We start from the raw sequence: 12,445 nt of genomic DNA on the forward strand, positions 1-12,445 counted from the left end.
TTCGTCTCTTTGCGCGCGTATCGCGCGCAAGCGCGCTCCTACTAGATGATGCTGGCTACGCTACACCGAAAGAACCGGCACCTCAGCCTTCTTCAGCAATCGCGAGGTGAAGTACTTGTCCTGGTAGTACTTGATCTTGTCGCACAGCACCGGGTGGGGGATGCCTTCGAAGAAGAACACTTCCTTGTCGGTACCCATGGCCTTCAGCTCCTGGGGAAGCATGAGGGCGCGCTTTTCTTCGACCTTGCTCTTGCTGTCGCCGCCCTTGCTCTTGGTGACATTGGTCTTGGTCACCGTGGTGTAGCCGAGCATTTCGGAGTAGTCGTTGGCGTCCTGCTGTTCGCGCGGGGCGAAGACGATCTGCAGGGCATGGTTGGTGATGACCGTACGCGAGACGTCCTTGCCGTAGACGGCATCGAGCTGGGCCATGCTCTGGATGATGGGCAGCAGGCGGATGTTGTAGCCGGCCATGTACGAAACGGCCGAGGCGATGATCTCCACTTTGCCGATCGAGGTGAATTCGTCCATAAGCAGCAGGCACTGGTGCTTCAGCTCGGGGTTGTTCTGTGGCAGCTCCTTCGTATTGAGATTGATGAGCTGGCTGAAGAACAGGTTCACGATGAGGCGGCTTTCGGCCAGCTTGTTCGGCTGGATGCCGATGTAGATGGTCATCTTCTTCTTGCGCACGTCGGTGAGCAGGAAGTCATCTTCGCTGGTGGCGGCATCGAGCACCGGGTTGAGCCACGCGTTCAGTGGCTCCTTGAAGGTGCCGAGGATCGACGCGAAGGTCTCCGCGGCCTGCGAGAGCAGGTTGGCGAAGGCCGACTTGGCATTGGCGCTGAGGAAGGGCTTCTGCGACAGGGCGCTGTAGAGCTCGCGCAGGTCGGTACCGTCGCCGGACGACAGACGGTAGATCTGGCCGAGCGTGGGCTTGTCGCGCAGCACTTCGGGCAGGCCGTTCTTTTCGTCGTGTTCCCACTTCTCGCAGAGGTAGAGCGAGAACGCCATGAAGGCGTTGCGGGCCTGGCTCACCCAGAACTTCTGATCGTCCGATCCATCGGGGTAGAGCATCGAAGCAATGCTCATCAGGTCGGACACGCGGAACGCCGGGTCCTTCGAGACGTAGCTCAGCGGGTTCCAGCGATGCGTGCGGCGATCTTCCGCGAATGGATTGAACAGGTAGATCTCCTGGCCCTGGCTGGCGCGCCAGCCGCTGGTCAGGTCGAAGTTTTCCTGCTTGATATCGAGGACAACGATCGACTGCTGGTAATCCAGCAGGTTCGGGATGACCACGCCCACGCCCTTACCGGAGCGGGTGGGGGCGGCGAGGATCACGAACTGCTGGCCCGGCAGGCGGACCAGATCGCCCTTGAAGCTGCCGACGAGGATGCCGTTCGGCGCCGGGTCGAGCATCTTCTGCTTGCGCAGGTCGGCCGACTTGGCGAACCGCGCATCGCCGTGGGTGGCCTGCTTTTTCTTCTTCAGCAGGAAGAAGAGGGCGACGGCCCAGAGCGCGAGCGGAATCAGGAAGCCGATCACGCCGGCGGTCTTGATCTTCCACAGGTAAGGCTGGATCTGCGGCAGATCCATCGCCTTGATGTAGTTGATGAACGTCATGAAGCCGAGCGGCACCTGGCCAAGGCCGAGGAACCACAAGCTCAAAAGGCCGGCGAAATATTCGCCGGCCACCACGGCAACCACGGCCAGCGCCGCGGCCCACCATCCCCTGTTACCTTTCATAGCGTGTCCTTGATTTTCTTATCGTGCTTGGTACGTGTAGCTTTTCAGTGCGTGAACGGCGTGGAGGCAGCATCGCCGCCCTTGCTGTCCCAGGTGCCGGATTGCTGGGCCTGCGGGCAGATTTCCTCCAGCTGCTTGAGGGCGAAAGTATCGTCCTGTGTCCATGAGCGGCCGTACTGGTTCGGTGGATCGCAGATGCCGGTGAGCATGTATTGCCCCGTGAAGGGCGCCATGGGGACCCAGCAGGGGTCGGGAATATCCATGCCCCTCGTACAGAACAGGAAGGGATCATTGCGCCGGTAGTAGAGTTCTTTGTAGAAGGCGCTGCTCTGGGCGTTCACCGCCTCCACCGCAAGCAGCGCCATCAGGCCAATCGTCCGTTTCATGGTCGTCCTCATCATGTTGTCCTGGTCAGGGCCCGGCCAGACCGTGGTTTTGTGGGTTCGTCCGTTGGGTGTTTTGTTGCTGTGCGAGCTGTTCGTTGTGCTGTGCCTGGTGAGCTTCCGCCGCCTGCTGCCACTGCGCGCTGCTCTGGGCGACCGGCGTGGCGACGGCTTGGGCCGTATCCACGCTGGCCACCTGCTTCAGCGGTGAGTTGAGCTCACCCTGGACTGCGTACGTACGCACGCCCGAGTCATCGAGCAGCACGTGGTTGACCTTCTCGAGGCCATCCTTGCGTGCGGCGACGGTGAGCGAAGCGGCGAGGTTTTCGCTGAGCTGGTCGGGCGTACGGCCCTGCTTGGCATCGACCTGGTGCACGCCATCGAGCACCTTCTTGAAGAGCTCGTTGTCGGGATGCTGCGGATGATCGAGGGCCACCTGCGGCTTGTCGTGCTCGAACCATTCCTTGGGGTGGGTGAGGGTGTGCCACGCACTCGAGGCCTTTTCCTCGAAATGGTGAAAGCCCTCGCTGATCTCTTCCTTGACGTGCTCGAACCCTTCCTTGAGGTGTTCGAAGCCTTCCTTCGCCTCGTGCACGACGTTCTCGATGCCGTGCTCCACCGCGAGGATGCCCTTGCCGACGGCCTCGAAGGCCTCGCGCTCGATGGTGTCCTTGATGTCATTGAGCGTGCGCGGGATCGCCAGCGGCGCCGAGACAAGCTTGCGGATGTCTTCCACGTCGTCGCGGTAGCGATCGACCATGCCCTTGTGGGCTTCATAGCGAGCTTCGTTCTCGGGCGAGATGATCGACTGGCCGAGCAGCTTGCTGTTGGGCACGAAATTGTCGATCGCGTGGGCGTCGAAATCCGTAGCCTTGATCGGGTTGCGCAGGCTAAGGATGCCGCTGTCGTCGCGATAGCCGGCGTGCTGCAGCGTATCGATATCCTGCTGGGCCGCGTACACGCGCACCTGCCCGTAGTGCGGGCTGGCGGCGCTGACGAGGTCGCCGGCGCGGACGTGGTCGATCACGGTGTTGCCGCCCTCAGGGATGCCCTTGAGGCTGGCCGCACCGTAGGCGTTGAAGGTCTCGCCGTGCAGGCCGAACTTCGCCGCGTTGATCTCGGCGAGGGTGCCGCCGAGGGAGTGGCCGGTGACAGTCACCTGCAGCGGACGGTGGTGGAGATCGGCATCCAGCTTCGCCTTTTCCATAACGCGAGCGGTGAACAGCTCCGCCTCCGGCGCCTGGATGTTGATCCCGGCCAGCACCATGCCCGCATCAACACCGCCATCCTGCACGGGCTCTCGATCGAACTCCGTGCCGCGGTAAGCGATGACGACCTCACCGGTGTCGTTGCGCCGGTAAGCCGTGGCCTGGAAGCCGGTGATGGGATCGTTCGCGGCGTCGATCGCCTCGTATTCCACACCGCCCAGGATCTTGGTCTTGTTGAGTTCGGGATCCTGGTAGGCATCCTGCGAGAGTAGGGCGTAATCGGTTGAGGAGACGGTCACGGATGCATCTCCTCGGCGTGCACGGTCACGGAGAACGTGGCGTTGGCTTCATCCTGGTACTGGGCGCGGTTCTCTTCGCCCGTATCTACGCGCTCCATCTGGGTGGTCGCGTACGAACGGTTGGAATACCAGCGCGTGACCGGCTTGCCCTTGAACAGGTCATCCTTGAACAGCGGCGCGCTGAAATCGACCTTCTGCACGAAGAGGTTTGCGCTGGCGGCCACGACCGACCAGTGGCACACACCCTTGCCGAAGTAATCTTCATCCTGGAGCAGATCAGCGAAGATCTCGCCCTTGTACAGGCCATTGCCGGCTGCCTTGAGCGTGATCGGTACGCGCTTCTCGGGCGCGACCGTGGCGCCGACCACCGGGGTGAGCGGCACGCAGGCTTCGTTAGTGACGCGGTAGTCCACGATGCCTTCGATGCGATCGAACGGGCCCGGTGCGCCATCCACCTTCACGGTGAATTCGTAGCGCATGCGCGGGTTCGGATTGAGCTTGATATCAGGCTTGTTCATGGTGGCACCGGTGGCGGAAAAGGGTAGGGCAAGGAACAGGGCGGCGGCAGCGGCGTACGGCCGCCATCGGGTCGGGTTCAAGGGCTTCTCCTTTCGGTAGCACCGGTGTGTTTAGCAAGATCAATTGCCATGTGTAACTCCTGGAGATAACGGCTTCGCCACCGCATGTAGTGTGATGGCGAACGCATGGGACGGGTCCTTGAACTGGTTCCGGTCGGCGTTTCCCGTGTTGACCAGCGCCGTCTGGTCCGCTGCATACGCCCGTTGGGCGTAGTAGCGCGAAACTTCTTTTTGGGCAAAGAGCTCGCTGTTGAACAGTGAGCTCGAGAAATCCATCTTGCCCTTGCGGGCCTCGACGTCAACCGAGACGACGGACCAATGGCAGGTACCTTTGTCGAAGTAGTCCTCATCCTTGAGTCGGTCGGCGAAAAATTCGCCCTGATACGTGTGATCGCCCGTGGCCGTGAGCACCACTGGTTCGCGATGCGTCGGCGCCACGGTGGCTCCCATGACTTTCAAAAGCGGCACACAGCTGTCGTTCGCCACCCGATACGTCACGTTCGCCTCCACACGGTCGAATGCGCCGGGCGCATCCGTGATGGCCACGGATAGCGCGTAGCGCATGCGAGCCGCCGGATTGGTCGTGACATTCACCTTCGGCGGTTCGGCCGAAAACGCCGGCGAAACCAACGCAAGGCAAGCGGTCATGGGCAGCCAACGCATCATAGCGAATCATCCTCCGTCCGGTAGAGTTCCCCATACCGGCCCGTGAGCAGGCGACGACTCACTGGCCCATACCCGGCGCGGACGCCTGCTGCTTCGCCGGTGCTGGGTAGCCTCCTGGCGCTGTTCGCTGACCTGGTGCCACTGCTGGGAGCTCTGCGCGATCAGCCTTCATGCCCGCGTGGAAGAAGTGGTGGTCGGCCTGGTCCAGAATGTCTTTGCTCATGGTGATACTGATCCTTGTCTTCAAAGTGCGGAGCGGTGGGTGGCTGCGCTACAACGCTTATTGGTCTTTCAAGCCCATGGAGTAACCATCGAGGTCGCCACCTTCGATCCAGCCGGCGGCGCAATTCGCGTAGCCGGACGAGGGCTCGGCATTGGGATCGCACTTGCCGGACGGCTTCGGTCCTTTCCACTCGGTGGGGAAATCGGCGTTCTTGCAAAGCTCATTGCCCTTGCAGTCGGGCACCGAGGCGGTTGGAACGGCGATCACGAATTCCCGTGAATCGTCCTTGCCCATGGCCGTCACCGCGCTGCAAACGAACTGGCCCTTCTTAAGGTGCGCGGTCACCTTGCCGTGGCCATCGATCGCCTGGCTCAGGTCGACGCCGCGATCGGCGGCGATACGCCCGTAGAACGCACCATCACCGCAGCCGCGAAGCTGGAGGTCGTGGTCGTCTGCCTTGCAGTACGTTTCGCCATCCTCGTTCTTGAAGCAGGTAATGGCGGCGCCCGGCGCGATGGCCTTGATGACGGCCACTTCGGTCTTCGCGCGTGCCTCGGGATCGGCGGCCAGCGCCGGCAGGGCGACGAGAGCCGCTGCGAGGAAGAGAATGGATTTGACTACCCGAATCGGTGCGTTTGACATGGTTGTGCTCGTGTGATTACTTCAGGCCCATCGAGAAGACCTCGATGCCCGCGCGATCAACCCAGCCTGCAGCGCAGGCACCCGTGAAATCCCCTTCCTTGCCGACCCACTTGCAGGCCTGAGCCGGCTTGGCGCCGACCCAAGATACGGGGCGCTCCTGGCAGAGGTCGTTCCCCTTGCAACCGGGAACCTTCGCCGTAGGGAAGGCGATGACGTAATAGCGCTGGGCCTCTTGGCCATTGCCTGCACTGGCGGCGACGCAGAGGAACTGCTCGCTGGCGAGGTGCGTGGTCGGATTGGCCTTCGCCTTGTCGAAGGCCGATTCCAGCGTCACGCCGTCGTCGAGACTGACCTGACCCCACGCGTAGTCGCCGGCACATTGGGTGACTTCGGCGCTGACGTTATCCACCAGGCAATCGATATTGCCGCCCTTGCCAACCTTGCACGAGGTGGTGGATCCCGGTGCCATCTTCGCGAGGCGCGCCCCTGAGGAAGCGGCCTCGACTTGCGTGGCAGCCTGGGCCACCGACCCATAGACCAGCAATGCCGTGAGCACCATCGCGGGCAGGCCGCTGGCCGAAGTCTTGCTTGCGCGGCCGGCATCCACGCCGCCTTCCGGCGTACCGGTGTCATTAGCAAGATCATTTGCCATGTGTAGCTCCTGGTTGATGTGCGAATGCGCGGCGAACCGCGCGTGGTTACATGCCCTGTGCCGGCTGGGCGGCCTGGGGCGCCTGCGGGGTCGGGGCTTGCTGTTGCTGCTCCTGTTTGCCCTGGACCGCAGCCTGCTGGTCGGCGATCTGCTTCCACTGCACCGAGCTCTGCTCGACGCTTGTGTTGATCGCCTGTTGGGTGTTCACCTCGGCCATCTGCTTGAACGGCGAGTTCAACTCGCCCTGGACGAAGTAAACCTTGCTGCCGTCGTTGTTGAGCACGGCGGCATCGACGCTGGTCATGCCTTCCTTGCGCGCGGCGACGGTGCCGGCGGCAGCGAGGCGGTCGCTGACGTGGTCTGGCGTGCGGCCCTGCTGGGCATCGAGCTTGTGCACGGCCGACTGGGTCTGGCGGTAGAGCGGGTTGTCTGCGTGCGCGGCGTTGTCCAGGTTCGGACCTTTGTGTTCGGCGGCGTGGATTGCGTTCAGCGTGTTCTTGCCCACGACGCCATCGACCTGCAGGCCGTGGTCTTTCTGGAAGCGCTCGACGGCGGCCTTGGTGTGGCCACCGAAATCGCCGTCGGGAACCAGGGCGCGGCCGTGTTCGTCGTGGTAGCCGAGCTGCTTCAGCGAGGCCTGTACGCGCCGTACGTCGGCGTTATCGCGCTCGCCTTCGCGCAGCACGTTACCGTGCGAGGCGCCTGCCGCGGGCTTGGCATGCTCCGGCGCGTGCGGAGCGGGGTGAGGCGCGGCATGCGACGGAGCGTGCGGTGCGGCGTGCGATGGAGCCGGTGCGGGAGCGGCCGGAGCGGCGTGCTGCGGTGCTGCCGCGTGACTCTGCGGGTGGCCCGGGATGGCGACCGGCTGGTGGGTGCGGAACTCCGGCTTGGCGCGGAGGGCGCCTACCACTTCATCGTGGGTGGTGAAGTAGTTCGTCGGGGTCATGGTGACCTCGGCAGGGCCTGTCGAGGTCTGCGAGCCGATGAACTGGATGTTGCCCTTGTCGTCGTAACCCTTGAAGATCGCGACGTGCTGGTCGGTGCCCGTCTTCGACTTCAGCATGATGATGTCGCCCTGCTGCAACGTGCCCGGTTTGTGCACGTCGGCGGCGCTGATGACATCGAAGTGCTTTTTCGAATAGTCGCTGATGGCGTGGCCGGTGTAGAGCGCCTTGGTCGACCACGGCTCATTGCCGACGTCGTAGCCGGCGTTCTTCAGGCCGCGCCAGACGAACGAGGAGCAGTCGACGCCGCGCAGGCCGTCGCCGTCCTTGTCCTGTTCCGTGCGGCTGCTATCGGTGTGGCGGTTGGGGCTGTGGTTGGCCGAGATGCCGTCACCGCGGCCGTACTCAAATTTCTGGTCGGTATCAAAGAAGTGATAACGGGCCTGGTCGTAGATGTCTTTGCTCATGGCGTTCGTTCCCTGGATGGCGATGATGGGGTGGGTTAGTGGAGGCCCATGGAGAACTGTTCGACCTTGTCAGCGTCGACCCAGCCAGCCGGGCAGGCACCGGTGAATTCACCGGCATTGCCCTTCCATGTACACGCCTCTTTCGGCGCGCCACCCACCCATTGCACGGGCTTCGATTGGCACAGGTCGTTACCTTTGCAGTCCTTGACGCGCTCGGTGGGCATGGCGACGACGTAGAACCTCGACGGGTCGCTCGTCTTGCCTACCGTGGCTGCGAGGCAGAGGAACTGCCCTTCGGCCAGCTTCACGCGCGGCTTGCCGGCGGTCTTGTCGTACTCCGAATCAAGGGTGGCACCCGCCGAATCAGATACCTGGCCGAAGTACATATCGCCGGTGCAGGTCGTGACGAAGGTTTCCACGCCATTGGTGGTGCAGGCCGGAAAACCGTGGCTATCGAGATGGCATTCGGCTTTCGCGGCAGGGGACATCGCACGCAGTTGCGCTTGCAGGGCGGCGGGCGTGGGCAACGCATCGGCTTTTTCGGCGGCCGTGGCGGCCGAGACCATGAGGCATCCCGTGAGTGCCGCTGCGATGAGGACTAGCTTGGTTTTCATGTCATGTCCCCCGTGGTCAGCGCTGCATCGACGGCTGTTGTTCCTGCGCCTGCTGCGGCGTCGGCTGGGCCTGCGCTTGTGCCTGCGTTTGCGCGTGCGTGTTGGCCTGCTGCTGAGTCTGCGCGTGTTGCCACTGTTGCGAGCTCTGTTCGAGCGGGGTGCTCACCGCCTGCTGCGTGTTGACTTCAGCCAACTGCTTGAACGGCGAATTCAGTTCACCCTGGACGGCGTAAGCTTTTGCACCGTTGTCGCTGAGCACGATGTGATCGACATGCGTAAGACCCCGTGCGTATGCCTCGGTGGCGACGGCACCGGCGAACTGCCGGCTCACCTGATCGGTGGTACGGCCCTGCGCGGCGTCGAGGCGCTGCACGCTGGCTAGTGCTTCCTTGTAGAGCGGGTTGCCAGGGTGCGTGGGGTCGTCGAGCCGCGGTGCTCCCTGCGTTGCCGGGTTCGCTTGCGTGTGCGGATACGGCAGGGGCTGCACGCCGGGCTGCGTATGCGCGTGCTGCTCGTGCGCTCGCTGGTCTTGCGTGGGCGTCGTGTTGGGTGCGTGCGGCGCGCGCGGGGCCTGTGCCTTTTCCAGCTCGTGCAGGGTGTTCTTGCCGACGATGCCATCTGCCTTCAGGCCGTGATCACGCTGGAACGCTTCGATGGCCTGCTTGGTCTGCGGGCCCATGCGGCCGTCCTCGCCGAGGGGCTTGCCGTCGGTGGTGTGATAGCCCTGCTGGTTGAGCATCTGCTGCGCGTGGCGAAGCGATTCGCTGGCGGCGTGGCCGACGCCCGCGCCGGTGGGAAGCGGTTCGGGCCCGCCGGGCTTGTAGCCCTTCTCGAGGGCTTCTTCCCAGGCTTTGGCGGCGGTGCGGCGTTCGGGGAGGCCTTTATGGCCGCCGTTGATGTCGTGGCACGCGTTGTCGACATCCGTCTCGTGGCCTTTCGGAATAACGCGCGACTGCCAGTAGTACACAGCGATCTTTGCCGCATTGTCTCGATCGGCCGCGAGTTCGGGGTGGTGCACCAGATCCATCCCAAGACCATTGGCGGCTTTGTCGTAATTGTCGCGGCCGGTAAGCTGGACGAAGCCCCGACCGTGGAACTTCCAGCCATCGCCCGGTTGCGTGTTGCCCAGGTTGTCTTCGCCCCAGTCGCCGCCGTAAATCTTGTTGGCAATGGCTTCCGGGCCGCCAGCGGCCACCTTGTTTGCGTCAGCCACCGTGTTCATGCCGTTACGGCCCGGGAACACGGCATGCAGGCGATCGCCTGAGTAGTTCAGGTTCTCGTCCATGCTCTTGAAGTTGCCGGACTCCACGGTCATCTGGCCCATGAAGTTGGCGAGTTCTTTCTTATCCGTAATGCCATGCGCCTGGGCGTAGGACATCAGGAAGTCAGCGTTTTCCTTGGCGGTCATCGTCGAATCTCCTTAGTTCGAGGGCAGGCCGTGGTTCGAGAGGTCCGGATCTTCCGGAAGGCTTCGTGCCGCCTTACGCACATCGGCGTTGTCCGTCTGCGTCTTGGCGCCCGCTGCACACTTCGAGTCCTTGATCGGCTTTGACTGGCCATCCTTGGTGACAATGACGCCACCGTCTTCGAGCTGGGTGCCGGAGATGGAGTAGACGATGTACTTGTAGCCGTTGTTTTCGAACGCATAAGCATTGCCACCCGTCGCACCACCAAACATGAGATGGGTGCGGGTGAGCCCGGTAGCCTGCGCGCCGTCGGCGGGCCAGCTCATGTCGGGTTTTGCACCTGGCTTCCCGTATGCGTAGTAGAACGTGTTGTCGGACTTGGCACAGATCGAAACCGTTTTGCCGCCCTTGGCGAGCGGGCAGGAGAGGACGGCTTCATCGCCCTTGGCACACATGCTGGGTGCCGTGGCGGCGTGAGCAACAGGCAGCGCGGCAAGCAGTGCGAAGCCAGCAAGAGCGCGGTGGTTAACGTGTCGGCGCATGACGAATTCCTTGAAGATGCGAAAAGAGTTCATTGAGTCGACCCCGTTACCGGCCAGGCTGCGGTGTCTGCTGTTGCTGTTGTTCTTGCTGCTGAGCAGGTTCGGCCTGCGCACGCGCGGTATTGGCCATGGTCGATGCACTCTGCTCGAGCGGCGTATTGACGGCCTGTGCGGTCTGCACTTCGGCCATCTTCTTCATCGGTGAATTCAGGTCACCCTGCACGGCATAGGCTTTGCTGCCATCGTCGCTGAGGATCACGTGATCGATGCGCGAGAGGCCTTCCTGCTTGGCTTTTGCGGCGATAGCGCCGGAGAGGTTCTCGCTGGCCTGGTCAGGTGCGCGGTTCATCTTTGCGTCGATCGCGTGGACGCCTTTGGTGGCCTGGTCGAGCAGGGCCTTGTCCGCGGCGTTGAGGCTGGCCTTGTCGATCTTCTGGTTGTCGACGTGTTTTTGCTCGGTGATCGCTTCGCGCGTCTTCGGGCCGGCGACGCCATCGGCCTGGAGCTTGTGGTCGCGCTGGAAGGCTTCGAGTGCAGCCTGCGTACCGGGGCCGAACTTGCCATCGGTATGCAGCTCGCGGCCGTGCGCATCCTTGTAGCCGAGGCGGGCGAGGTCGGCCTGCAGGGCGCGGACATCGTCGCCGTGCATGCCGTCCTTGAGCGCGCGATCGGTGTGTGGAGCGGGCGTGTTGTGCGACGGCGCGGTCTGGCCTACCTGGCCACTGGCGAGGCGGTCCATCACTTCCGGCGTGAGGCGCTTCTGCCAGTCGGCGAAGCGCTGCTCGCGGTCTTCGAGGCCGTTGTACTTGCCATTCACCGCCTTGGTCGCGGCTTTGACATCGTCGCGCGCGGCTTCGGGCACGCGGTTTTCCCAGTACCACGTGGCGATCTTCGAGGCGTTCTGCGGATCGGCGGCCAATTCCGGGTGCTTGACCAGATCGAGGTCGAGCGCCTTGCCGGCCGCGGCGTAGTTTTCCTTGCCGGTGAGCTGGATATAGCCGCGGCCGTGATACTTCCAGCCGTCGCCAGGCTCATCGTTGCCGTTGCGGCCGCCGTACATCAGTTCGGCGAGCTTCTCGGGTTTGCCCTGCAGGGCTTCCTTGCGCGCGGCATCGAGTGTCTGGGCACCTTCGCGCCACGCCGATTGCACGGGGATCTGCTGGATGTTGCGGGTGTAGCGGAAGCTCTCTTCGAGCCGGTTCAACCCATTCGATTCATGGGTGACCTGGGCCATGAAATTGGCCAGCTCCTTTGGGTCCCTGATACCGGCCGCATAGGCATCGGTCAGGACCTGTGTTTCACGATCAATCGCCATGTGTAGCTCCTGGTTGACTCACGGGGCGGCCCGTTCCTGGGCCCGTTTACACCGCCAACCCTGGCGGTGGTGGAACAAAGATCAGGGCAGGGTGGCCTCCGGCAGGTGGCTCGGATCGAAATCCTTGAAGGTGACGCCGCCAAGGTCCTTGGCCGAAAGGTCGACCTGCTTCTCCTTGCCGGACTCGTCGTCGGAGACCTTGCGCACGACGTGGCTGGCGAGCCAATCCTTCTTCGCCGCCGACCACGTGAAGGTGAACTCATCGGACCAGCGCTCGCGGCTGCCGCCGCCGTTGACGATGGTGAACTCGCCCTTGCCAACGCGAGTGTAGCCATAGGGATCGCCCGCGATGCCGCCGCAGGTGACGCAAGGGACGATGCGTGCGTTGGACGCGACCTTCTGCAGGTGGCCCGAGGCATCCGGTACCACCAGCAGCACGTCGCGCGCGGGGCCTTCACCCAGCTTCGCATTGGCACCGCCTGGTGGGTCGATGATCAGCACGGCACCCTGGCGCCCATCGCCGGTGAGGTCGCCCTTGATGGATTCGAGGACTTTGGCGCCACCCGTCGCAAACGACTTGAGGTCATCCATTTTGGTTCCTTTGTCCTGGGGAGCGGACGCTGCGGCGGTGGGTTTGGCATACGGGTTGGCGACCTGGGCAAAGGCCCATGCCGGGGCCGTCAGCAGCGCGATTGCCACCAGGCGGTTTCGTAGGGTTGGCTTCATGGTGGCGTTGGGCTCCGCGGGTGGTTCAAAGGTTAGGTGA

14 protein-coding genes are annotated in these 12,445 nt (G+C 63.2%); all 14 read right to left on the reverse strand.

The features are described from left to right. Window positions 1-60 precede the first annotated feature (60 nt). Window positions 61-1,740, reverse strand: coding sequence for a type IV secretory system conjugative DNA transfer family protein (locus L2Y96_RS07315; RefSeq protein WP_247334797.1), 1,680 nt, complete (start codon window positions 1,738-1,740; stop codon window positions 61-63). A 44-nt stretch (window positions 1,741-1,784) separates the two neighbouring features. Then, complete coding sequence (locus L2Y96_RS07320) at window positions 1,785-2,126, reverse strand: hypothetical protein (protein ID WP_247334800.1); 342 nt, start codon at window positions 2,124-2,126, stop codon at window positions 1,785-1,787. Window positions 2,127-2,151: 25 nt separating this feature from the next. Continuing rightward, window positions 2,152-3,630 carry an XVIPCD domain-containing protein gene (locus L2Y96_RS07325; protein ID WP_247334802.1) on the reverse strand — a complete coding sequence of 493 codons (1,479 nt, stop codon included), beginning with the start codon at window positions 3,628-3,630 and terminating at the stop codon, window positions 2,152-2,154. Then, window positions 3,627-4,229 (reverse strand): hypothetical protein, encoded by a 603-nt coding sequence (locus tag L2Y96_RS07330; protein WP_247334805.1) that lies wholly within the window; start codon window positions 4,227-4,229, stop codon window positions 3,627-3,629. The genes L2Y96_RS07325 and L2Y96_RS07330 overlap by 4 nt, the downstream gene beginning before the upstream one ends. 39 nt (window positions 4,230-4,268) lie before the next feature. Then, window positions 4,269-4,874 (reverse strand): hypothetical protein, encoded by a 606-nt coding sequence (locus tag L2Y96_RS07335; RefSeq protein ID WP_247334807.1) that lies wholly within the window; start codon window positions 4,872-4,874, stop codon window positions 4,269-4,271. A gap of 58 nt (window positions 4,875-4,932) precedes the next feature. Further along, entirely contained in the window at window positions 4,933-5,097 is a 165-nt protein-coding gene (locus L2Y96_RS07340; RefSeq protein WP_247334810.1) for a hypothetical protein, read from the reverse strand. A gap of 57 nt (window positions 5,098-5,154) precedes the next feature. Beyond that, the gene (locus L2Y96_RS07345; protein WP_247334813.1) at window positions 5,155-5,739 is read right to left on the reverse strand and encodes a hypothetical protein; all 585 of its coding nucleotides are present in this window, start codon (window positions 5,737-5,739) and stop codon (window positions 5,155-5,157) included. A gap of 16 nt (window positions 5,740-5,755) precedes the next feature. Next, window positions 5,756-6,391 carry a hypothetical protein gene (locus L2Y96_RS07350; RefSeq protein ID WP_247334816.1) on the reverse strand — a complete coding sequence of 212 codons (636 nt, stop codon included), beginning with the start codon at window positions 6,389-6,391 and terminating at the stop codon, window positions 5,756-5,758. 46 nt (window positions 6,392-6,437) lie between these two features. Next, window positions 6,438-7,802 carry an XVIPCD domain-containing protein gene (locus L2Y96_RS07355; RefSeq protein WP_247334819.1) on the reverse strand — a complete coding sequence of 455 codons (1,365 nt, stop codon included), beginning with the start codon at window positions 7,800-7,802 and terminating at the stop codon, window positions 6,438-6,440. Window positions 7,803-7,837: 35 nt separating this feature from the next. Continuing rightward, window positions 7,838-8,416, reverse strand: a complete 579-nt coding sequence (locus L2Y96_RS07360; RefSeq protein WP_247334821.1) for a hypothetical protein — start codon at window positions 8,414-8,416, stop codon at window positions 7,838-7,840. 16 nt (window positions 8,417-8,432) lie between these two features. Beyond that, the gene (locus L2Y96_RS07365; RefSeq protein WP_247334823.1) at window positions 8,433-9,824 is read right to left on the reverse strand and encodes an XVIPCD domain-containing protein; all 1,392 of its coding nucleotides are present in this window, start codon (window positions 9,822-9,824) and stop codon (window positions 8,433-8,435) included. 12 nt (window positions 9,825-9,836) lie between these two features. Continuing rightward, a complete protein-coding gene (locus L2Y96_RS07370) occupies window positions 9,837-10,364 on the reverse strand; it encodes a hypothetical protein (RefSeq protein ID WP_247334826.1) in 528 nt (175 codons plus the stop codon). A 46-nt stretch (window positions 10,365-10,410) separates the two neighbouring features. Then, entirely contained in the window at window positions 10,411-11,679 is a 1,269-nt protein-coding gene (locus L2Y96_RS07375; protein ID WP_247334829.1) for an XVIPCD domain-containing protein, read from the reverse strand. Window positions 11,680-11,760: 81 nt separating this feature from the next. Next, window positions 11,761-12,405 carry a hypothetical protein gene (locus tag L2Y96_RS07380; RefSeq protein WP_247334832.1) on the reverse strand — a complete coding sequence of 215 codons (645 nt, stop codon included), beginning with the start codon at window positions 12,403-12,405 and terminating at the stop codon, window positions 11,761-11,763. Between the last annotated feature and the right edge of the window lie 40 nt (window positions 12,406-12,445).

Origin of the sequence: Luteibacter aegosomaticola (assembly GCF_023078475.1) — a bacterium.
GTDB lineage: Bacteria > Pseudomonadota > Gammaproteobacteria > Xanthomonadales > Rhodanobacteraceae > Luteibacter > Luteibacter aegosomaticola.

Bases quoted from the DNA above. Each gene is read 5' to 3' on its own strand.
- L2Y96_RS07315 (WP_247334797.1), bottom strand. From the start codon at position 1,740: ATGAAAGGTAACAGGGGATGGTGGGCCGCGGCGCTGGCCGTGGTTGCC.
- L2Y96_RS07320 (WP_247334800.1), bottom strand. From the start codon at position 2,126: ATGAAACGGACGATTGGCCTGATGGCGCTGCTTGCGGTGGAGGCGGTG.
- L2Y96_RS07335 (WP_247334807.1), bottom strand. From the start codon at position 4,874: ATGATGCGTTGGCTGCCCATGACCGCTTGCCTTGCGTTGGTTTCGCCG.
- L2Y96_RS07340 (WP_247334810.1), bottom strand. From the start codon at position 5,097: ATGAGCAAAGACATTCTGGACCAGGCCGACCACCACTTCTTCCACGCG.
- L2Y96_RS07345 (WP_247334813.1), bottom strand. From the start codon at position 5,739: ATGTCAAACGCACCGATTCGGGTAGTCAAATCCATTCTCTTCCTCGCA.
- L2Y96_RS07350 (WP_247334816.1), bottom strand. From the start codon at position 6,391: ATGGCAAATGATCTTGCTAATGACACCGGTACGCCGGAAGGCGGCGTG.
- L2Y96_RS07355 (WP_247334819.1), bottom strand. From the start codon at position 7,802: ATGAGCAAAGACATCTACGACCAGGCCCGTTATCACTTCTTTGATACC.
- L2Y96_RS07360 (WP_247334821.1), bottom strand. From the start codon at position 8,416: ATGAAAACCAAGCTAGTCCTCATCGCAGCGGCACTCACGGGATGCCTC.
- L2Y96_RS07365 (WP_247334823.1), bottom strand. From the start codon at position 9,824: ATGACCGCCAAGGAAAACGCTGACTTCCTGATGTCCTACGCCCAGGCG.
- L2Y96_RS07370 (WP_247334826.1), bottom strand. From the start codon at position 10,364: ATGCGCCGACACGTTAACCACCGCGCTCTTGCTGGCTTCGCACTGCTT.
- L2Y96_RS07375 (WP_247334829.1), bottom strand. From the start codon at position 11,679: ATGGCGATTGATCGTGAAACACAGGTCCTGACCGATGCCTATGCGGCC.
- L2Y96_RS07380 (WP_247334832.1), bottom strand. From the start codon at position 12,405: ATGAAGCCAACCCTACGAAACCGCCTGGTGGCAATCGCGCTGCTGACG.